General features: G+C 41.0%; 20 protein-coding genes. 14 read left to right on the top strand and 6 right to left on the bottom strand.

Translation table 11 applies throughout. The features are described 5' to 3' along the window. Window positions 1–30: 30 nt before the first annotated feature. From GR929_RS04300 to GR929_RS04290, 3 genes are all read left to right on the top strand, one after another. Window positions 31–1347, top strand: a complete 1317-nt coding sequence (locus GR929_RS04300; RefSeq protein WP_201300901.1) for a TldD/PmbA family protein — start codon at window positions 31–33, stop codon at window positions 1345–1347. 88 nt (window positions 1348–1435) lie between these two features. Then, window positions 1436–1870, top strand: coding sequence for an FKBP-type peptidyl-prolyl cis-trans isomerase (locus GR929_RS04295; RefSeq protein WP_159517697.1), 435 nt, complete (start codon window positions 1436–1438; stop codon window positions 1868–1870). Between the two features lie 91 nt (window positions 1871–1961). Next, window positions 1962–2501, top strand: a complete 540-nt coding sequence (locus tag GR929_RS04290; RefSeq protein ID WP_159517696.1) for a collagen-like protein — start codon at window positions 1962–1964, stop codon at window positions 2499–2501. Between the two features lie 76 nt (window positions 2502–2577). Here GR929_RS04290 and GR929_RS04285 read toward each other — a convergent pair whose 3' ends face one another. Continuing rightward, entirely contained in the window at window positions 2578–3282 is a 705-nt protein-coding gene (locus tag GR929_RS04285) for a head GIN domain-containing protein (RefSeq protein ID WP_159517695.1), read from the bottom strand. 88 nt (window positions 3283–3370) lie between these two features. Then, entirely contained in the window at window positions 3371–3559 is a 189-nt protein-coding gene (locus GR929_RS04280; RefSeq protein ID WP_159517694.1) for a hypothetical protein, read from the bottom strand. Window positions 3560–4659: 1100 nt separating this feature from the next. On the opposite strand from GR929_RS04280, the gene GR929_RS04275 reads away from it, so the two are divergent. Continuing rightward, a complete protein-coding gene (locus tag GR929_RS04275; RefSeq protein ID WP_159517693.1) occupies window positions 4660–5241 on the top strand; it encodes a Crp/Fnr family transcriptional regulator in 582 nt (193 codons plus the stop codon). Window positions 5242–5323: 82 nt separating this feature from the next. Further along, window positions 5324–5944, top strand: a complete 621-nt coding sequence (locus GR929_RS04270; protein WP_159517692.1) for a hypothetical protein — start codon at window positions 5324–5326, stop codon at window positions 5942–5944. Between the two features lie 58 nt (window positions 5945–6002). Here the strand turns inward: GR929_RS04270 and GR929_RS04265 are convergent, their stop codons facing one another. Then, on the bottom strand, window positions 6003–7838 hold the full coding sequence (locus GR929_RS04265; RefSeq protein ID WP_159517691.1) for a glycoside hydrolase family 15 protein: 1836 nt from the start codon (window positions 7836–7838) through the stop codon (window positions 6003–6005). Window positions 7839–8129: 291 nt separating this feature from the next. Between GR929_RS04265 and GR929_RS04260 the strand changes: the two genes are divergently transcribed. The 5 genes from GR929_RS04260 to xseB all read left to right on the top strand — a co-directional run bounded on the left by GR929_RS04260 (window position 8130) and on the right by xseB (window position 14651). Next, a complete protein-coding gene (locus tag GR929_RS04260; protein ID WP_159517690.1) occupies window positions 8130–10340 on the top strand; it encodes a bifunctional alpha,alpha-trehalose-phosphate synthase (UDP-forming)/trehalose-phosphatase in 2211 nt (736 codons plus the stop codon). Window positions 10341–10496: 156 nt separating this feature from the next. After that, the gene (locus GR929_RS04255) at window positions 10497–11303 is read left to right on the top strand and encodes a toxin-antitoxin system YwqK family antitoxin (protein ID WP_159517689.1); all 807 of its coding nucleotides are present in this window, start codon (window positions 10497–10499) and stop codon (window positions 11301–11303) included. A 97-nt stretch (window positions 11304–11400) separates the two neighbouring features. Continuing rightward, on the top strand, window positions 11401–13002 hold the full coding sequence (locus tag GR929_RS04250; protein WP_159517688.1) for a S8 family serine peptidase: 1602 nt from the start codon (window positions 11401–11403) through the stop codon (window positions 13000–13002). Between the two features lie 3 nt (window positions 13003–13005). Continuing rightward, entirely contained in the window at window positions 13006–14445 is a 1440-nt protein-coding gene (gene xseA, locus GR929_RS04245) for an exodeoxyribonuclease VII large subunit (protein ID WP_159517687.1), read from the top strand. A 5-nt stretch (window positions 14446–14450) separates the two neighbouring features. Then, window positions 14451–14651, top strand: coding sequence for an exodeoxyribonuclease VII small subunit (gene xseB / locus GR929_RS04240; protein WP_159517686.1), 201 nt, complete (start codon window positions 14451–14453; stop codon window positions 14649–14651). A 93-nt stretch (window positions 14652–14744) separates the two neighbouring features. Here the strand turns inward: xseB and GR929_RS04235 are convergent, their stop codons facing one another. From GR929_RS04235 to GR929_RS04225, 3 genes are read right to left on the bottom strand one after another with little or no spacing between them, the layout of a single operon-like run. Further along, entirely contained in the window at window positions 14745–14912 is a 168-nt protein-coding gene (locus tag GR929_RS04235) for a DUF1328 family protein (RefSeq protein ID WP_159517685.1), read from the bottom strand. 21 nt (window positions 14913–14933) lie between these two features. Next, the gene (locus GR929_RS04230; RefSeq protein WP_159517684.1) at window positions 14934–15566 is read right to left on the bottom strand and encodes a porin family protein; all 633 of its coding nucleotides are present in this window, start codon (window positions 15564–15566) and stop codon (window positions 14934–14936) included. Window positions 15567–15591: 25 nt separating this feature from the next. Beyond that, window positions 15592–16281 carry an OmpA family protein gene (locus GR929_RS04225; protein WP_159517683.1) on the bottom strand — a complete coding sequence of 230 codons (690 nt, stop codon included), beginning with the start codon at window positions 16279–16281 and terminating at the stop codon, window positions 15592–15594. Between the two features lie 328 nt (window positions 16282–16609). Between GR929_RS04225 and GR929_RS04220 the strand changes: the two genes are divergently transcribed. From GR929_RS04220 to GR929_RS04205, 4 genes are all read left to right on the top strand, one after another. Beyond that, on the top strand, window positions 16610–17104 hold the full coding sequence (locus GR929_RS04220; RefSeq protein WP_159517682.1) for a hypothetical protein: 495 nt from the start codon (window positions 16610–16612) through the stop codon (window positions 17102–17104). A gap of 121 nt (window positions 17105–17225) precedes the next feature. Further along, window positions 17226–18086: a diaminopimelate epimerase gene (gene dapF, locus GR929_RS04215; protein WP_159517681.1), complete on the top strand. Its 861-nt coding sequence runs from the start codon at window positions 17226–17228 to the stop codon at window positions 18084–18086. A 168-nt stretch (window positions 18087–18254) separates the two neighbouring features. Then, window positions 18255–19517 carry a diaminopimelate decarboxylase family protein gene (locus GR929_RS04210; protein WP_159517680.1) on the top strand — a complete coding sequence of 421 codons (1263 nt, stop codon included), beginning with the start codon at window positions 18255–18257 and terminating at the stop codon, window positions 19515–19517. Window positions 19518–19634: 117 nt separating this feature from the next. Next, a complete protein-coding gene (locus GR929_RS04205) occupies window positions 19635–20198 on the top strand; it encodes an L-threonylcarbamoyladenylate synthase (protein ID WP_159517679.1) in 564 nt (187 codons plus the stop codon). Window positions 20199–20250 lie beyond the last annotated feature (52 nt).

Below are 20250 nucleotides of genomic sequence, written 5' to 3'. Positions count from 1 at the left end.
AGTTCAATCATTCAGAAAAAAGGAATTAAAATGACACAAGAAGAAAAATACAGCCTGGCAAAATGGGCCATGCAACATGCATTGGACAGTGGAGCCGACCAAGTCAGCATTATTATTTCGCAAAGCAAAAGCAGCAATGTTGATGTTCGCGAACAAAAAATAGACACGCTGAAAGAAGCGATTGAAAGCAATTTGAGTATCCGGTTGTACGTTGACAATAAATATTCGTCGCACCGAACCAATCGGCTGGAGAAGACAGAACTTTCCCGCTTCATTGAACAAGCAATTGCCGCCACCAACTATTTGTCTCCCGACCCATATCGCTCATTGCCCGATCCAAATTTATATTATCAAGGCGATGGAGAAGATCTTGGAACTGAGGATGCTTCCTACGACAATATTGATCCAAAAAACAAAGTTGACCTGGCTTTTCAAATTGAAAAAGAAGCTTTAAACAAAGATGAACGCATCATCTCGGTATCGGCAAGTTACTCCGATAAAACAAGCAGCCGACTGATGGTCACCAGCAATGGTTTTGAAGGCGAAACAAAAAACAGCTCATTTAGCCTGGGAGCCTCCGTATCGGTTGATGGTGGAGATGCGCGTCCAAGTGACGCCTGGCGCGAACGGGCTATTTTGTTCGATCAACTGCAAAAATCAAATATTGGATCAGTTGCCCTCGATCGCGTGCTAAAAAAGATTGGACAGCAGAAAATCAGCTCTGGGAAATACGACATGCTTGTTGAAAACAGGGCTGTTGGCCGGTTGTTTCATCCCTTACTAAGCGCGTTGGACGGTTACAATATTCAGCAGAAAAACTCTTTTTTGATTGATAAAGTCGGAGAAAAAGTAGCGTCTGAAAAACTTACATTAACCGACGATCCGTTTATCCAGGGCGGGCTGGGCTCGCAACTATTCGATAGCGAAGGGCTGGCTTTAAAAAAACGCGAGGTATTTGAACATGGCGTACTCGGCACATACTACATTGACACCTACTACGCGAAAAAACTGGAGATGGAACCGACAACCGGAGACTCTTCGAATTTAATTTTTGAGAGCGGCGACAAGGATCTTCAAGCACTTGTGAAAAGCATGAAAAAGGGGATTCTGGTTACTGGTTTTAACGGTGGAAACACGAATGGATCAACCGGAGATTTCTCCTATGGGATAGATGGTTTTCTGGTTGAAGATGGAGAAATCATCAAGCCGGTTTCCGAAATGAACATCAGTGGAAATATGAAAGAGCTGTGGATGAACCTGGCAGAAGTTGGAACAGATCCGAACCCGATTTCATCCTGGCAAACACCGTCCATGTTATTTAAAGGAGTTGATTTTAGCGGTAGTTAAGTCCAAAAGAAATAGACAGACAATCATAGAAAAACCTTTTCCTTTCGCAGGAGGAGGTTTTCTTTTCTATTTTTGAAGAAAAAAAGCAGTGGCAAAACGAGAGAAAAAAGGGAAAAGCAAAAGTTCGGCGGGTTACAACCAGAAAATAGGTGAAGATTTTCTGCTTCAGAATGCACAAAAAGAAGGCGTGCTGAAAACAGCCAGTGGGCTTCAGTATAAAATCATTGAAGAGGTGGACGGACAAAAGCCATCGGAATTTGATACCGTGCTGATTCACCAGCGGGCACTCTTGTTAAACGGGACAATACTAGAAGATACCTACCGCCAAAACAAACCCGACGATGTAAAAATTGAGGAACTGATTGAGGGATTGCAAGAAGGACTTCTGATGATGAACAAAGGCAGTCGCTACAAATTCTGGGTTCCTTCGGATCTGGGCTGGGGACGAAAAGGAACAAACAATAAAATACCTCCTTTTGCCGTATTGGCCTTCGACATTCGCTTAGTTGATATTTTGACTTAAGCTCACAAAAAACGAGTGTTTCAACGAGTCCTTAACCTTCTGGCATCAATCTTGTTTTGACAATTAAAAATTCACATAAAAAGATAAAATCATGAAAACAGTTACAAGTATTATTTTATTAATTGCCTTAGCGGTCATGACATCCTGTGAAGGACCAATGGGGCCTCCCGGATATGATGGAATCGATGGAGAAGACGGTGTAAATATTCAAGGAAATATTTTTGAATTTACAGACGACTTCACGAACGCTAATGAATTTAGCTTATCATACTCGTTCCCCAGCAACTTCGAGATTTATTCAACCGACATTGTCATGGTCTACATCCTATGGGAACAAGTGGACTACGGAGGAGAAACAGTTGATGTTTGGCGGGCATTACCTCAAACAGTTGTTTTAAACGACGGTGTCATTCAGTACAATTTTGACCATACCGTTTACGACGTTCGAGTATTTATTGAAGAAACTGTTGGTAACTTGCTTCCTGAAGAGACCCAAAACCAGACTTTCCGGATTGCAGTGCTCCCAGCTGCCTGGGCCTCCACAAAATCGATCGACATCAAAGATATGAACGCCGTGATGAAATCGATGGAAATGACCTCAAAATCGGTTAAAAAGATCTCAATCAAATAGCGAACGTCTAATTCCTTAAATGTAAAAAGTCACTCCAGCTCATCGGCTGGAGTGACTTTTTTTGTCAGATGCCTGTTTAGTATTCTTTCACCTTGCCCGAGCCAACTACTCCTTGATCAATCAGCGGACTACCTTTATAAGTAACATCTCCTGAACCGGCAATACGTACTTCTAAATGTTTCTCGGCATTAACAAAAGCACCGCCCGACCCAATGATCTTGACAATAGCATCTTTCACCTCAAAATCAATTCCTTTAAAATCACCCGACCCGGAAATATTAACTGATAAGTCATCAGCCATTTCAGTACCTTCAAGGGTAATGTCGCCACTCCCTGAAATGGTGGCTTTTACACGTTCTGCTTTTAAGTCTTCAAGTAGAATATCACCACTCCCGCTAACTGACAAATCCAAAATACGGCTTTCAATTGGTCCGTCATTTATAATATCACCCGATCCGGAAAGCGACAGTGCATCAATTTCGGGAACCGTGATATAGATTTCAATTTTACCGGGAGTAAAACTTTTCCACAAATAGTTTTTTGCTGCAAACCGAACGATCAACTCACGACCTTTTACTTCGGTGATAATTTCCTCCAGTGTCGACGATTTGGCAACGACTTCGATAGATTGCTCGCTCCCTTGCTCAACATACACTTTTGCCGGAATCCGAATGGCTATTTCGGAGAATGAGTCCACCTTTCTAAATTCTGTTTCGGCATTGGCGCCCATCGAAATGATTAAGGCCATCACGGCCATTAGACTTATAAATCCTACTTTCATGTTTTCCGTTTTTTAATTATTGTATTCTATAGTTAAAGACAGGTTGATTCAATAAAAGTTGCGCTTGCACTCATTTTTATCTTTAACGTCAGTTCGACCTAAGTGAAGTTGCAACGCCTGTATGCTCACACAGAATACAGTCGTCGGGTAGAGCCATTAAGAATTTGGAAATTGCACCCAAACTGTTATTCACTTGTTTGTTCTTTGCCTTTCCATTGAGTCCGATAAAGTTTACATCAAACTTTTCCATCGATAATCCAATTCCATATACTTGCATAAACATTTTGATTTATGCTCCGCATTGACTCGCGAACATCGTGATAATGGGTTCTGCCCTAAATACTCTCTGGCTTATACTCAATATATCTGCAGTCCTTAATATGAGAGTTAGATTTTATCTAACACCACCGCAAAGTTACCGCAGCAGATGGAGCTTTTTTTCAAAGGTATAGATCAATTAACTTTTCCTTTGAATTCCATTGAGTACAAACTAACGACACCACCACAGCGTACGCGAGCTCCGCTCCTTCCCTTCTCAATAGCTCGGGAACATATACGGCGGTTCGTTAAGCATCAATATCAAGCTCTTTTCACCATGATAGCTATGCCCGAATTTAGGATATGACTAGATGAGAAAACTCAAGCTTCCATATCGAATTTTGGACAGCCCAACGTTCAGCCCTTCAGCTTTTCTGTGAGTCCTCCGCCTTTTCTGTGACGGCTCGTTTCCAAAGCCTACTATGGCCTCTGCTGACTTCTCATCAGTCCTAAAACCGATGAGACCTCCCCAGGTAAGAGCATCTTCCTTCCTCCAATCGCTGCCTGATCTACTATTTTGGCACTCATTCATTGCTGAATGTTTCGGACGTCACAATGATGTGCTTGCTCATCCCACCTCATAGCCTCATATCAACCGCTTCGCTCTTCTCTCATCAATGATCCACCGGATCATTGGTTTTCTTCGAAAACAACATTCGTTCACTATTCGTCAGTACCGGAGTTGGCCGGTTGAATTTATTTGCTCATTAATCAATCACAAATAACCCTCACTGCATACCTCACGGTAAACCAGCTTGCCACTTGCTAATGCTTCAAGACGTTACTCCTGCGCATAAGGGACTTACACCCATCGGCCGCCAAAGGCTTGCCGACGGCGATGCCTCTGGAATAATTTCATGCATCACTTTATTGTTTAACACTAAAAATTTGTATTTTAAACATTTTTTCGGAGCTTTCAGTAAAGTGTGTACATGCCCATACGGGACATACACCGAGATAAAAAATTGCTTCGCTAAATCAAAGCTAACAAACACGTAATTTCCCACACAAAAACGTTGGTGGCAAGTTTAAAAAAACGACAGTAACAACAACAAAACAATGCAAGACTTACTATTTGGCTTTATATCAAAATACGTTACTCTTACAGAAGATGAAAAGAATGCAATCGTTTCTCTAAACATATTTCGCTCAGCAAAAAAAGGAACGACTCTTTTAAAAGAAGGACAAAAGTCAAATGATGGCTATTTTGTTTTAAAAGGGTGCATCCGCACCTACTACGTTATTGACGGAGAAGAAAAAACAACCGCTTTCTATACCGAAATGGAAGGCTTGACACCACATTGCGTCATCAACAAAACCCCTTCCGAATATTTCATCTCTTGTGTTGAAGACTCGATACTAACCATTGCAGATCCTGAAATGGAAGTAGATATTTTTAAGAAATTCCCAAAATTTGAAACGCTTTGCAGAGTTTTATCAGAAGAACTTTTAGCAAAGCAACAAATCAATTTTGATGAGTATAAAACATCTTCCCCTGAACAGCGATATTTAAATCTCTTACAAAAAAGACCAGACCTAATTCAACGTGTTCCGCAACATCAGTTGGCAAGTTATTTAGGTATCAAACCACAGTCATTAAGCAGGCTAAGAGCAAGGATTTTAAAGAAAAATAAGGGCTAAGTTCATTTCTTAACTTAAGTGAACGAATTCAAACACCCCACGAATTTAATTTTGCAGTATCGTGTAATAATCAAATAGAGATATGCAAAAGAAAATTTTAACGATTGGACTTGTCCTATTTCTGACGAGCAGTTTTCAGGTGAATGCTCAGTGCACAAAACAAGATAGCACCTATAAAAAATATTTTATTGGTAGTACGCTATTTATGTTGGGCAATTTAGCTCCTAAAAACAGACCTGATTTTATTCAACTGAACATAGGCTATCGAATTACAGGAAGTGATGTAATTTCAATAGAACTAAAAACCTGGAAATATGGTTGGCCTCTTGGCATTCCTTACGGAAAATCATATGAATCACCTGATGAAAAATTTCCGGGTTATATTCGTGAATATGGCTTTGCACTTGCGTATCAGAAATTTGTATGGAAAGGACTTTACGCTGGTGTTCACGTAATGAACGCTTGGCAAACATTTGTGGATGACAACGGTAACAAGGTTGATAATGGTTTTCAGATTTTCAACACGTACAGAGTTGGTTACCACTTCAAACTTTTTAATGACAGATTTTTCATAGAACCATCAATTGCCATAACTCAACGACCATACCACACAAAAATGCCTGATTCATTTAAGCAAGTTGACGATAGGTGGTCAAAGTTCTTTATTGGAGAACCAGGACTGCATTTTGGATATAATTTTTAACGAGATTGATTGGTTTCGCTAAGTCATCGAAAACAAATCCGTACTTGGTTTATAGCAATTAATGAATATATTCTTTAATGATTTCTTCATCGGTCAGCTGCGACCCCGAAACCGTCATTGCTGTTTCAATTATTGCTAAGTGAGAATATGCCTGTGGGAAATTTCCAAGCATCCGCTTGGTTTTAAAATCCAGATCCTCACTAAACAAGCCCAAATGGTTTGAATACCCCAGCAGTTGATGGAATTTCTTGATGGCTTCTTCCTTTCTTCCTATTTTAAAAAGAGCATTGGTTAGCCAAAAAGAACAAATAGTAAAAGCCGATTTTGGTGTTCCAAAATCATCCTGATTGCGGTAGCGGTACATCAGGCCATCCTGTTCCAGATCCTCTTGAATAGCCAGTACAGTGGTCACATACTTCTGATCGGTTGCATTAATAAAACCATACGATTCCATCAGCAAAACAGAAGCATCCAAGTCTTTGGATCCGTAAGCTTGAGTAAAGGCCTGCCGTTCTTCGTTCCAGGCCTTTTTCATAATGTCTTTGTGAATTTTATCCCTCAACACCGACCACTTCTTGGCATACAATCCGCGTTGCAAGAGCGAGGCAATCTTAACAGCACGATCGAGAGCAGTCCAGCATAACACCTTGCTAAAGGTGAAATGTTTATTTTCACTTCTGATTTCCCAAATCCCACGATCAGGTTTTCTCCAATTGTTTTCTACAACTTTAATAATGTTTCGCACAATGGTCCAAAGGTCTTCGCTATGCTCCAGGGTAATGTCATAAATCTCCAGTTGCTGATGAATCACATCCAGCAAAATACCGTAAATATCATTTTGCTTTTGTCGGTATGCAGCATTTCCAATCCGCACCGGAACTGATCCTTCATACCCTTCAAGATGTGATAATTCGTACTCTTTTAATTTCTTTTCTCCGTTAATCCCATACATGATTTGCATCTTCTCATCCTTGTCTGGAAGTATGTCGATGATAAAACGAAGATATTGATTGGCCAGGTTATAGTGTCCCAGAGAAGTCATGATTTTAACAACCATTGAGCCATCGCGAATCCAGCAGAATCGATAATCCCAGTTTCGTTCCTCGCCAATAGTCTCAGGCAGAGAGGTGGTTAATGCCGCCAGGATTGCACCACTCTTAGCATAACTCAACATCTTAAGAGTAAGCGCACTACGAACAATAAGATCACCATAGACACGGAACGAGGTGGTTCGTTCAACCCAATTTAGCCAATAGACTTTAGTCCGTTCCAATTTCAGCTTTGCCCGTCGGGTATCTTGTGGAAGTAACTTTTGATTATAGCTTAACATGCAATATTCATCCTTCATCAACCGGATTGACCTTTGCTCCAAAATGTCCGGATAATCGAAGCTAGAGTATAAATATAAGGAATCGTAAGTTCCGCTGGACGTGTGCGATTTGATGTAACAACTTCCATTTTTCTCGTTCTCACATCCTTGTTCTACGAAATTATTGGTCTCATTTTTTGCATATTCCAACTTCGGATCGTACAACACTTTAAATGATGGTTCACCTTCAATCCATTTAAAATAGCGAACAATATCGGGTGGAGTATAATGCCCTCCGCTATTGGGATTTTCATACCTTGGCATAAAGTCTCGCACTTCAAATACCCCATCTTCGCATTGAAACCGAGTTTTTAAGATATTTGTTTGTGGAATGTAACTCTGAGTAATATTTTCAGGTTTATCAGGGATAATTTTAAAGCTTCCTCCCTTGTTCTCATCCAATAAATTTGCGAAAACCGAAGAGGAATCAAATTGTGGCAAACAAAGCCAGTCAACCGATCCATCTTCTGAAACCAAAGCAGCACTTCTGCAGTTTCCAATAACCCCGTAATTCAAATTCTTCATAGACGAATGTTAAACATCATCAAAAAGGATGGATTTAATTCCAAAATATTTTGATAACTTGAGAAAATAAAACAACCTTTAAAGTAGCTAGAAGCACTCAGAAAGGCTAATTGAGCCGCTAATATAAATTTTATAACCGAAAATGTCTCAAATATGAGTCAAGAACATCCGCTTCTTTACATTCGGGGTTCAATAATGTCAATTTTACAACAATTAATTAAAAAATGTGTTGGTAAATAGGAAGGAAAACATTAATCAGATAGCAATAAATAGACCCAAATAAAAACTGTTATGAGCAAAATTCACATCGTATCAAACCGATTGCCACTAAGTATAAGCAGAGAAGAAGAATCATTTGAACTATCTCCAAGCGTAGGAGGATTAGCTACCGGAATGAGATCCATCTATAAAGAATATGGAGGAAAATGGATCGGTTGGCCCGGCCTAGCAAAAGACGACCTGACAGAAGACGAAATTGTTGAAATTGACGACAAACTGGTTACCGAAGACTGCCTTGCCGTTCATTTAAGCAAAGAAGAAATCAATCTCTATTATGAAGGCTTTAGCAATAATGTTATCTGGCCTCTCTTTCATTACTTCGCACAGTTCTGCGATTACAATCCAGACTACTGGGAAGCCTATAAAAAAGTCAACCAGAAGTTTGCACAAAAAGCACTTGAAACCGTAGATGATGGTGACATTGTCTGGATCCACGACTATCAGCTGCTCTTGGTACCCGAAATGATCAAGTCAGTTAAACCAAATGTTACAATCGGTTTTTTCCTTCACATACCGTTTCCTTCATTCGAAGTGTTCCGCATTTTGCCTTGGCGTAATGAGTTAATTAAAGGAATGCTTGGTTCCGACCTGATCGGGTTTCATACTTATGATTACGAACGACATTTTTTCAGTTCAGTGAGGCGATTGTTGGGGTACGAAATTTCTTTCAACGAGATTCATCTTGAGGATCGGATTATTTTGGCAGATGCTTTTCCAATGGGAATTGACTACGATAAATTTGAAAATCTGGCCAAGGACATTACTCATAAATCGCTGCAAGAAAAGTCAGAGCTCCATCGAGAGTTAGAAAAATATTTTCTGGTATCGCCCGACCGAAAGCTGATTTTATCGATTGATCGACTGGATTATACCAAGGGAATTCCAAACAGGCTACATGCTTTTGAAAAATTTCTAAATAAATATCCTGAGTTCAGGAATCAGGTTTCGCTCATTATGCTGGTTGTTCCTTCGCGCGACGAAGTAGAGCAATACAAACTATTAAAAAGTGAAATTGATGAGCTTGTTGGACGGATTAATGGACAATACGGTGATGTGAACTACACTCCAGTCTGGTATTTCTATCGTTCGCTACCGTTTGAAAACCTGATTGAACTGTACAGCACTTCCGATGTGGCACTAATTACACCGGTGCGCGATGGAATGAACCTGGTTGCTAAAGAATATATTGCGTGCAGAGTGAATCAAAGTGGCGTGTTGGTTATTAGCGAGATGGCGGGAGCGGTAAAAGAATTGGGTGAGGCAATCATCATCAATCCGAACAACGAAGATGAAATTGCAGACAGCATTAACCAAGCATTAACGATGCCATTGGACGAGCAACGAAGGAGAATGAAATACTTACAATCGCGAATTCGAAGGTACGATGTATTTAAATGGTCAGGTGAATTTATAAAAGGCTTGAAAAAAGTTGAAGGAATTCAACAGCACTTTCTGGCTAAAAGAATTACCTCAAGTTTAAGCAAAGAATTGGTTGAAAAATTCGCTTCAGCAAAAAAACGCGCCATATTTCTCGATTACGATGGAACGCTCGTTGGGTTTAATAACGATCCACAAGCAGCAAGCCCCGATGAAGAGTTGCACAAACTAATTACCAAGTTGGAAGAGAATGAAAAAAACACCGTCACTATAATTAGTGGACGCGACCGGGAAACACTTGAAAAATGGCTGGGAAATCACAAGGTTAATTTAATTGTTGAACATGGGGTTTGGCTTAAGAAAATTGGTGAAGACTGGAAAATGCTCGACAATATAAGTAGTACATGGAAACCAACAATCCGACCATTGTTGGAGAACTTTGTTGACCGTACACCGGGAACTTTTATTGAAGAAAAGAACTACTCGCTGGTTTGGCACTATCGGAACGCAGAGCCTGAACAAGGAGAACTGAGAGCCAACGAGTTGAAGGATGAGCTTCGAAATATGATTGCCAACCATAATCTGGAAATTATGGAAGGGAATAAAGTCATTGAAGTAAAAGCCGGAGGAATAAACAAAGGCATCGCAGCTCAGCGCTTTTTAGGAGATGACGACTACGACTTTATTCTTGCTATGGGCGACGACTGGACCGATGAGTACATGTTCCGCGAACTTCCTGAATCGGCCTATACGATAAAAGTAGGGTTGAAAAAAACAGAAGCTTCCTACAAAGTGGAGTCTGTAAAATCGGTACGCAACTTACTGAAATCATTGGGAGCTGAATAACAAAAAGTCATTTCGTCAGTTTTTCTAAAAAATGGTGTAGTTTTAAGCTTTCAGATAAAGTTATGATGAAACGAGCATGTAAAAATAGTCACACGCAGGAGCATGATTACTTAAAGCGAGTTCCATGTGTTGCAAAAAATAAACAATTATAAACACATGAAAATTATTTTAATGCTACTCGTCTTAGTATTCCTGAAAACAGGTTATGCACAGGACTCCATCAATCAGACAGACGAAAAAGGGCAAAAGCAAGGTTTCTGGATGAAACAATTGCCCAATGGCACCAAAATCTACGAAGGAAATTTTAAAAATGATAAACCCGTTGGTGAATTTAAACGCTATCATACCAGCGGGTTTTTAAAAGCCAAATTGTTCTATCCCGAAAAATCGGATACGGTAAAAGCTGAGTTGTATGACCTTAAAGGGAAATTGATGGCTGAAGGCCAATATATTGGACAGCTGAAAACTGGCCTCTGGAAATTCTTTCAGAAAGGTCAACTGGTTTCTGAAGAAGAATATCTCAACAACCTGAAACATGGAATCTCAAAAACCTATTATCCAACTGGCGAACTTTTTGAACAAACATCGTTTAAATATGATTTGAAAGATGGTGTTTACCGTGCGTATTTCAAAAACGGCAAACCTTACATGGAGTGCATGATGAAAAATGCCAAACGAGAAGGCACGTGTAAAGTTTATTACCAAGACGGAAAACTTGAATTAGATGCTTTTTATACAATGGGATTACGAGATAAAGCGTGGAATTATTATCATCCAAATGGCGACTTTTCACATTCGCTTATTTACGACATGGGAATCCTGATGAATCCAATGGTTTTAGATAGTATTCAGCAACTAAAGTTCAACGAGTTGGAGAAAAACAAAAGCAAATTGGTTGATCCCGAAAAATTCATGAACGATCCAATGCAATACATGCAAAAGAATAATATTCTTCCGCGATAATTGATTGGTGTTACGTGATAACCTCAAATTTGCCTGATGTAACAAAATTGAAAGATAAGCGATGTTAAAATCCTGTTTGTTTATTGCTTCCCTAATCATGCTGACAGGAAACCTAGTGGCTCAAAATGAAGTCGAAAACTTCTACTGGATACAATTTGAAGACAAGTCGGGGACAGTTTTTAGCATCAGTCAGCCGGAACAATTTTTATCGCCGCGCGCAATTGAACGTCGTCAAAAACAAAACATTGCGATTGATGAACGTGATTTGCCGGTGTCGGTCAACTACCTGCAACAGCTGCAAGAGCAGGGAGCAGAAATCATTCATACATCGAAATGGCTGAATGGAGCAACCATTCGAGCAACCAAATCCATTTACGAACAAATCAGGCAGAACCTGAATTTCATTGCCTTTTCTGAACTCACCAAACCCGGTATTTTCTTGAAATCAGCTCGCAATAAATTTCAAACCGAGCATCAACTCAATGAAATTAACATCACAGACTACGGTTCTTCTTACCACCAACTGCAACTGTTTAACGGGCAACTGCTGCATGCACTCGGCTATCAGGGCGAAGGCATGTACATTGCTGTTTTAGATGCCGGCTTTTATAAAGTCGATGAGTTACCGGCTTTCGAGCAACTGTGGGGCGAAAACCGAATACTGGGAACCAAAGATTTTGTCGATCCCGGAGGTGACGTTTTTCTGGCACACACCCATGGCACGAATGTACTTTCAACAATGGGAGGATATGTCAAAAATGAATTAATTGGAACCGCTCCCAAAGCATCGTACTATTTGCTGCGCAGCGAAGATGGAGCAACCGAATACCTGATTGAAGAAGACAATTGGGTAGCGGCTGCAGAATGGGCTGACAGTGCCGGCTGCGATGTCATTAATTCTTCGCTGGGTTATACAACCTTTGATGACCCGAATATGAATCACAGCTATGCTGAGATGGACGGAAACACCACCCGAATTACGAAAGCAGCAAACATTGCGGTAGAAAAAGGCATGCTGGTATTTTCCAGCGCAGGAAACGAAGCTGATAATCCTTGGAAATATTTGGTTGCCCCTTCGGATGGAGACGTGGTAATTGGTGTTGGGGCAGTTAATAACGATAGCATTTGGGCTCCGTTTAGCTCTTTAGGCCCAAGTGCCGATGGCGACGTAAAACCGAATCTCGCAGCAGTTGGCTGGGGAACCATTCTGCAAAAAACGGATGGAAGTATCGGCCCGTCAAATGGCACTTCTTTCGCATCGCCGGTGCTGGCCGGAATGGCAGCCTGCTTGTGGCAGGCACACCCCGAAGCAACCAACCTGGAAATAAAAGAAGCACTCGAAAAAAGTGCCTCGCAATATGCGTCTCCCAACGACACGCTGGGCTATGGAATACCTAATTTTCAGTTGGCCAATCTATTTCTTCGTCCAGACGATCCGCATGCTAAAATCGACAAATGGACAGCTTTGCCAAATCCTTTTCGTGAGAGCATCTATTTATTTCAGACCACTCCACAACCGATAGGTGAAATCACCATCAGCTTTTTTTCGGCTCTTGGTAATTGCCTTTACAAGCAAGTTTTTCAATATGCGCCTTCTATTTTTTTACCGAATTTGGCTAACTTGCCTGCCGGATTAATTCTGCTAAAAATTGAAACAAATACCGAGAGTACGGTAATCAAACTGATAAAGGTCAATTAGAGTATGACGGCAGCACAGCTCACTCTTTCGGAACTCAACAATCAAATAAAAGAGCAACTTGATGATGCTTTCCCCAACCTGTTGTGGATAAAAGCTGAGATCAGCGAACTTAATCAGAACCGTACCGGCCATTGTTATCTGGAATTGGTTGACATTGATGAAGCCACAAAGAATGTCGTCGCTCGTTGTCGGGCAACCATTTGGTCGTATACGTTTCGCATGCTGAAACCGTTCTTTGAAACCACAACGGGGCAGACTTTTTCAGAGGGGTTAAAAGTACTCGTCAGCGCCAAAGTGGAGTTTCACCCGATGTACGGATTGAGCCTGAATATTCGGGATATTGATCCCACCTACACGATGGGCGACATGGCTCGTAAGCGACGTGAAATTCTGCTTCAGCTCGAAGAAGATGGTGTGGTTGATATGAATAAGGAGCTGGAACTTCCGCTGGTGCCCCAGCGAATTGCGATTGTTTCGTCACCAACAGCAGCCGGGCTGCAAGACTTCCAGAACCAGCTGGCCAACAATGCTTACAATATCCATTTTTACACGAAGCTGTTTCCCGCAATCATGCAGGGGAAAGATGCGGCTGCGTCCATCATCATCGCGTTGGAGCAAGTGTTTGAATATGAAGATTTTTTTGATTTGGTGGTCATTATCCGTGGTGGAGGCGCGCAAATTGATTTGGCCAGTTTCGATCATTACGAATTAGCCTATCACATCACCCAATTGCCAATACCTGTACTAACGGGAATTGGGCACGACAAAGATGAAACAGCCGTTGATTTAGTAGCTCACACTAAGCTGAAAACCCCAACAGCCGTAGCTGAATTTTTGATAAGTGGAGCGGCAGCCTTCGAGCAAATGCTGGACGAAATGAAAGAACGGTTCGTAGAGCAGGTTGAAGATCGGCTTCACTCCGAAAAAGAATTTTTGAAAAGCTCGATGCAAAAATTAACTCAAGGGGTGCGCGAATTGGTTAGCGAGGAAAATAATCGGTTTAACCTGACGAATTTCAGACTAGAAAAATCAATACCAGCATTTCTCGCAGCAAAAAAGCAACAGCGACAAGATCATAAACATCTGATTGAAAAATTAGGGGTCGCTCACATCAATGAGCAAAACTATCAATTGAATCGCAAATTGGACAACCTCCATTTTTTTATGCAACGACAGTTCAGAATTAAGCGTAACCAGTTGACCCAATCGCAAGAGCTTTTTAAAATTCGCCTTAAAAACACGTTAAAGGAAGAAGAAAACAAACTGACTAATTTTGAAGGGCAAGTTCGTTTGATGGATCCTAAAAGCGTATTGAAACGAGGATACAGTTTAACTTATAGCGGAGGCCATTTAATCAAGTCGACGAAACAATTATCCGATGGCGATGAGATAGAAACCCAATTATCAGACGGAAAAGTAAAAAGTAAAATCACAAAAAAATAAGAGCTATGGCAGCAAAAAAACCAACCTATCAGGAAGCAGTGAACGAGATTGATGAGATTCTTGAAAAAATTGAAAATGAAGAACTCGATGTGGATGAATTGTCAACCAAAGTAAAAAGAGTATCAACACTCATTAAGCTTTGCAAAGACAAGCTTCACAAAACGGAGACCGAGGTTGAGAATATTCTAAAAGAAATGGAAGATTAATCCCCAATCGTCCCCATTTACAAAAAAAAACAGAGGCTCTCAATAATTGAGAACCCCTGTCGAAAAAAACACCTATTACTTATTATTGGAGATCTATTTCCACCCCCTGAAACCACCTGCAATTAAGGATAATAACAGAAGGACAATAAAAATGTAAAAGATTATTTTTGCAATTTCAGCTGCTCCTGCCGCAATTCCTCCAAAACCAAACAATGCAGCAACTAATGCAACTAATAAAAAGATAATAACTAAACGTAACATAAATAATTTTTTAAAGTGATTTTAAAATCTAAGTCCTGCATATACTTGAATGACAGAATTTTTTGCGTCTCCAAGCACGTCATAAGAGAGATCATCATCCTTCGCTACTTGCGTTAATCCAAGATTATAGTTAAACCCAAATATCAAAGCATCCAGGTCGAATCCCAGTCCAAGAGAAACACCATAATCCAACGATTTGAAGCGATCGCGGTCGATTTCATCTTCAGAATTAATTTGCCAAAAATTAAGAACGTCAGCATCTGTATCAACATTGGCATTCACTAAATAGGCAACATAAGGGCCAAACTGAAATTCAAAATCTTCGGCAAGATTAAAAACCAGTTTTACGGGCAATTCAATATAGTTGAGATTAAACTTGGTGTCGCCATCTGCAAAAGCACTTCCGTTATAATTTAGCTTTATACCTTTTCCTGAGTATAGTAACTCAGGTTGAACAGAAAACGACTTGCCAAGAGGTATTTTATTATATACTCCGGCATGAAAACCGACTTTAAGGTTTTTATCATTATTCCCATCAGTGGTTAAAGTCGAAAGGTTAATACCACCTTTAAACCCGGCTGTAGACTCTTGTCCTACAGCAACGGTACTTACCAGCAAACAAAAGATGCTGGACAGTAAAACATATTTTTTCATAATTTCTTCTATTTTTGATTTGTGTTTATTCTAGTTCGCCAATGTCTCCTCTTTTCGCAGCCCTTTTAAGCTTATCATTAGCGAAAATAGCAACCTCAACACGGCGATTTAATCGACGTCCGTTCTCCGTTGCATTATCAGCAATGGGCTGAGACTCTCCATATCCCACCTGAGTAACTCTGGTATCACTAACTCCAAGACCTAATAGCAAATCTCCAACGGATGCAGCCCGCTGTTCCGACAACTGCTGATTGTATTCGTCGGTTCCACGATCATCGGTATGACCTTCAATTAAAATTTCTGTATCATCATACTTTTTGAGCGTCTCTGCTAGTTCCTGAATATTGGCTTTGGATGCTTCAGTTAATTTAGCCGAATCGAAACCGAAAAGAATCCCGGAATCAAATGTTATTTTAATCCCTTCGCCAATACGTGTTACGGTAGCACCTTCAAGGTCGTCCTGAAGTTCTTCAGCCTGCCTGTCCATATAATTTCCAACTAATGCTCCTGCAGTACCTCCAATAACGGCACCTAATATGGCTCCTTTTGCGGTATTGTCAGATCCGGAACCGATTACTCCTCCGATAGCTCCTCCAGCACCAGCTCCTATTGCTCCTCCTTTAAATGTTTTTGAACTATTACACGAAGCAAAAATGATCATGATTGCAAGCAATATTGAAAATGTTGTCTTTTTTCTAACTCCAATTGTTTTCATGGTGTTTACAGTTTTTGATTTGTTGGTTATCCATTATCAAATAACTGTGCCAGCTCATCCTCCGCCAACACAGCAAAACAATAATCAACTGATCTTCTATCACTTGCTAATCCATCGATGTATTTTGAATGAATCAGGCTTGCTTCCTGAGTTGAATAATTCCCTACCCAACGTGAGGTACATTATCTACACATTCAACGTTTAACGGATTGTGTTACAACCTTGGAAAAACACTCATCCCTACTCTATATCACCCCATTACAGACTATCCTGATATCTCAGGTACGTTTTTGGCTTAAATCCAAGCAGAACTTTAATACAGTATGTTATGAAAAAAAATATCTTAATAGTTGCACTAATCTTGTTTCTGTCCGGATCAGCCATGGCGCAATACGATTTTGCCGTTGGAGTACGATCAGGCGGAACATCAGGATTGACACTCAAAAAAAACTATGGACCTTCGGCAATTGAAGGAATCGTGGGATTCTGGAATGACGGATTAAGCATTACCGCTCTTTGGGAAAAAAATCGGATGGCTTTTAATGAACCCGGTTTGTTTTGGTATTATGGAGTTGGAGGACACGTTGCCATTTATGGTGATGACTTCGACGGGCGCGGAGGCCCCGGCTGGTACAAGCACCCTCATGGCGATGATGATGGAGATCTGGGATTAGGAGTTGATGGAATTGTTGGCCTGGAGTATAAAATACCTCAGGCACCCATTGCATTTAGTCTCGACTTTAAGCCTTACCTGGAAGTTGTAACCGACGGTGGTGCCTTTTTTGCCATTGACCCGGGGCTTGGAATCAAAGTCGCATTTTAAAAGAAACACAAGCCGAATAATATTATTAAAAGGAGCTTAAGCTCCTTTTACTTTTTCATTTCTCTTGCCAACATAAAAACTGTTGCTAATTTTGTTGGAACCTCTTATTTAGCTTGAAAATATGAAAAACTTCTTTGTGAAATCGCACGGTTTAGGCAACGACTATATCGTGATGAACAGTCAGGATATCACTTTTGAAATGAGTGTCCCAAATATAAAAACCGTTTGCGATGTACACTATGGCATTGGATCAGACGGTATTTTATTATTGACCAACAGCGACAAAGCTGACTTTGGCTTGCGCATTTTAAATCCGGATGGTTCGGAGGCGGAGAAGAGTGGCAATGGCTTACGTATTTTTGCAAAATACTTGTACGATTACGGACACACCAAAAGTAAGTCGTTTAGCATTGACACGCTTGGTGGAGTGGTTACAGCCGAAGTTATTGAAACCCTAAATAACAAAGCCCACATGATTAAGGTGGATATGGGCAAAGCTATTTTTGAAGCTGAAAAAATTCCGGTAGTGAGCGACCAAAGCGAGTGCATCGACCAGGAATTACAACTGAAAGATAAAACCTATTTAATCAACTGTGTGTCGGTAGGCAATCCGCATTGCGTAATTCTGAAAGATGAACTGTCGGAAGCAGAGATCAAACAATATGGTTCGGAGATTGAAAATCACCCTAAATTCCCAAACCGCATCAACCTTCAATTTGCAAAGGTACTATCGCCTAACGAAGTGGAGATCCGAATCTGGGAGCGGGGTGCCGGATACACGCTGGCCTCAGGAAGCTCATCGAGCGCGGTGGCTGCTATGATGGTGAAAAAAGGCCTGGCCAACCGTAAGATTACCATGAAGATGCCGGGAGGTAAATTGAAACTGGAGATTGCCGAAGACTGGGAAATTCAAATGACCGGTGAAGTGAGGGAAATAGCCAGCGGTTATTTAAGTCAGGAGCTTCTTAATGATCTGATCTAAATGATAGCGGGACCACGTTTGCCTGTTTTCCGATTGTCAATCCAATAAGCTAATCGGCACAATTCTGCATCAACTGTTGGTTAACAATGCAGCCTTGTTAAACAGATTTATTCTAAATAGTCCTGCCAAAATTGTATCTTTGCGCATCGCAAAAAAACAAATAAATTTATGTTGGAGAAGAAATTACCATTTGACAAAGAACAATTAGAACAGATTATCGAAAAACACCCAACCCCCTTTCATATCTATGATGAAAAAGGGATGTTGGATTACGCGGAAAAATTCGTCGATGCCTTTTCGTGGAACGAAGGTTTTAAGGAGTACTACGCGATAAAAGCAGCTCCAAACCCCTTCCTGATGAAATTACTGCACAAGCAGGGCTTTGGAATCGACTGTAGCTCGATGGCCGAGTTATTGCTGGCTGAAAAAATTGGCATGCGTGGCGAAGAAATCATGTTCACCTCCAACGATACGCCGGCCGAAGAATACCAGAAAGCCATGGAGCTTGGAGCTGTTATCAACCTCGACGATATTAAACACATCGAATTTCTGGAAAAACACGCAGGACTTCCCGAGCTGGTTAGCTTCCGCTATAATCCCGGAGCACTAAAAGGTGGAAACATCATCATTGGAAACCCGGAAGACTCGAAATACGGTTTTACCCGCGAGCAACTGTTCGAAGGTTATAAAATACTGAAAGCAAAAGGTGTAAAGCGCTTTGGAATTCACACCATGGTGGCTTCGAACGAGCTGGATGCTGACTACTTTGTTGAAACCGCTGAGATCGTTTTTGACGTGATTGTTGACGTTGCCAAAGAGCTGGATATCAAATTTGAATTCGCCAACCTGGGAGGCGGAATTGGTATTCCATACAAAAACGAACACAAGCCGGTAAACCTGAAGAAGGTGAGCAAAGGCATCAAAAAGTTATACGAAAAAATGATTGTCGGCAATGGTCTTGATCCACTGAAAATCTACTTTGAATCGGGTCGTGCCATTACCGGACCATTCGGATTTTTGGTTTCCAGAGTGTTGCACATTAAAGAAACTTATAAAAAATACGCCGGTTTAGATTCGTGCATGGCAAACCTGATGCGCCCGGCATTGTACGGAGCTCACCACCACATTACGGTTATGGGTAAAGAGAATGCGCCACACAGCCAGCTCTACGACGTTACCGGCTCGCTTTGCGAAAATAACGACAAGTTTGCGATCAACCGATTGCTCCCTGAAATTAACCCTGATGATCTGGTCGTTATTCACGACACCGGAGCACATGGCCATTCGATGGGATTCAACTACAACGGCAAATTACGTTCGGCTGAATTGTTGCTGCGCGAAAACGGCGAGGTGGTAGAAATCAGACGAGCTGAGACTTACGATGATTTGTACGCGACTGTAGATTTTGAGGCGGCCAACAAGTTTGAATAATAAAGAAACCAGATAGAATAGAAAACCGGGAATGTTCGCATTTCCGGCTTTTTTATGACTGAAAATTACCGCCCGGTTTTGTATTTTTGAAGTGAAAATAAATAAAGAAACAACATCATGCACAACGACATCAAAAAAGCGCTTGAAGTGCTTCACTCCGGCGGAATTATACTGTACCCAACCGACACCATCTGGGGAATTGGCTGCGATGCCACCAACGAAGAAGCCGTGCAAAAAATTTATCAACTGAAGGAACGCGAAGACTCCAAAAGTATGCTGGTGCTAATGGAAAACATAAATTTCCTGAGTCGTTATGTGGAGGAAGTCCCCGAAATCGCCTTAGACTTGATTGAAGTCACCGAAAAGCCCATGACCATCATTTACCCGGGAGCTAAAAATCTGGCTAAAAACCTCGTCGCGCAGGACGGCAGTATTGGTATTCGCATCACCTCCGAAGAGTTTACCCGACAGCTGATTCAACGCTTTAAAAAGCCCATCGTGTCGACATCAGCCAACATCAGCGGGGAACCCTCTCCTTCCTTTTTTGATGAAATTATTCCCGAAATTAAAGACGCAGTTGATTACGTGGTGGAATACCGCCAGGACGACATTAGCCCGAAAGAACCATCCAGCATTATTAAGCTGGGCACCAGTGGTGAAATTGAAATTTTGAGAAAATAAGACCGAAGCTTGGGACTACACGCTGCTTAAAGCTCTATTTCTTGTAAGCCGT

The sequence above is a fragment of the Sunxiuqinia indica genome (assembly GCF_009847015.1).
GTDB lineage: Bacteria > Bacteroidota > Bacteroidia > Bacteroidales > Prolixibacteraceae > Sunxiuqinia > Sunxiuqinia indica.
The sequence above is the reverse complement of the archived record's forward strand: the minus strand, read 5'-3'. Positions and strand labels throughout refer to the sequence as shown.

Bases quoted from the DNA above. Each gene is read 5' to 3' on its own strand.
- GR929_RS04205 (WP_159517679.1), top strand. From the start codon at position 19,635: ATGCACAACGACATCAAAAAAGCGCTTGAAGTGCTTCACTCCGGCGGA.
- GR929_RS04255 (WP_159517689.1), top strand. From the start codon at position 10,497: ATGAAAATTATTTTAATGCTACTCGTCTTAGTATTCCTGAAAACAGGT.
- xseB (WP_159517686.1), top strand. From the start codon at position 14,451: ATGGCAGCAAAAAAACCAACCTATCAGGAAGCAGTGAACGAGATTGAT.
- GR929_RS04285 (WP_159517695.1), bottom strand. From the start codon at position 3,282: ATGAAAGTAGGATTTATAAGTCTAATGGCCGTGATGGCCTTAATCATT.
- dapF (WP_159517681.1), top strand. From the start codon at position 17,226: ATGAAAAACTTCTTTGTGAAATCGCACGGTTTAGGCAACGACTATATC.
- GR929_RS04280 (WP_159517694.1), bottom strand. From the start codon at position 3,559: ATGCAAGTATATGGAATTGGATTATCGATGGAAAAGTTTGATGTAAAC.
- GR929_RS04220 (WP_159517682.1), top strand. From the start codon at position 16,610: ATGAAAAAAAATATCTTAATAGTTGCACTAATCTTGTTTCTGTCCGGA.
- GR929_RS04210 (WP_159517680.1), top strand. From the start codon at position 18,255: ATGTTGGAGAAGAAATTACCATTTGACAAAGAACAATTAGAACAGATT.
- GR929_RS04275 (WP_159517693.1), top strand. From the start codon at position 4,660: ATGCAAGACTTACTATTTGGCTTTATATCAAAATACGTTACTCTTACA.
- GR929_RS04225 (WP_159517683.1), bottom strand. From the start codon at position 16,281: ATGAAAACAATTGGAGTTAGAAAAAAGACAACATTTTCAATATTGCTT.
- GR929_RS04235 (WP_159517685.1), bottom strand. From the start codon at position 14,912: ATGTTACGTTTAGTTATTATCTTTTTATTAGTTGCATTAGTTGCTGCA.
- GR929_RS04230 (WP_159517684.1), bottom strand. From the start codon at position 15,566: ATGAAAAAATATGTTTTACTGTCCAGCATCTTTTGTTTGCTGGTAAGT.
- GR929_RS04270 (WP_159517692.1), top strand. From the start codon at position 5,324: ATGCAAAAGAAAATTTTAACGATTGGACTTGTCCTATTTCTGACGAGC.
- GR929_RS04260 (WP_159517690.1), top strand. From the start codon at position 8,130: ATGAGCAAAATTCACATCGTATCAAACCGATTGCCACTAAGTATAAGC.
- GR929_RS04290 (WP_159517696.1), top strand. From the start codon at position 1,962: ATGAAAACAGTTACAAGTATTATTTTATTAATTGCCTTAGCGGTCATG.
- GR929_RS04250 (WP_159517688.1), top strand. From the start codon at position 11,401: ATGCTGACAGGAAACCTAGTGGCTCAAAATGAAGTCGAAAACTTCTAC.
- GR929_RS04300 (WP_201300901.1), top strand. From the start codon at position 31: ATGACACAAGAAGAAAAATACAGCCTGGCAAAATGGGCCATGCAACAT.
- GR929_RS04265 (WP_159517691.1), bottom strand. From the start codon at position 7,838: ATGAAGAATTTGAATTACGGGGTTATTGGAAACTGCAGAAGTGCTGCT.
- xseA (WP_159517687.1), top strand. From the start codon at position 13,006: ATGACGGCAGCACAGCTCACTCTTTCGGAACTCAACAATCAAATAAAA.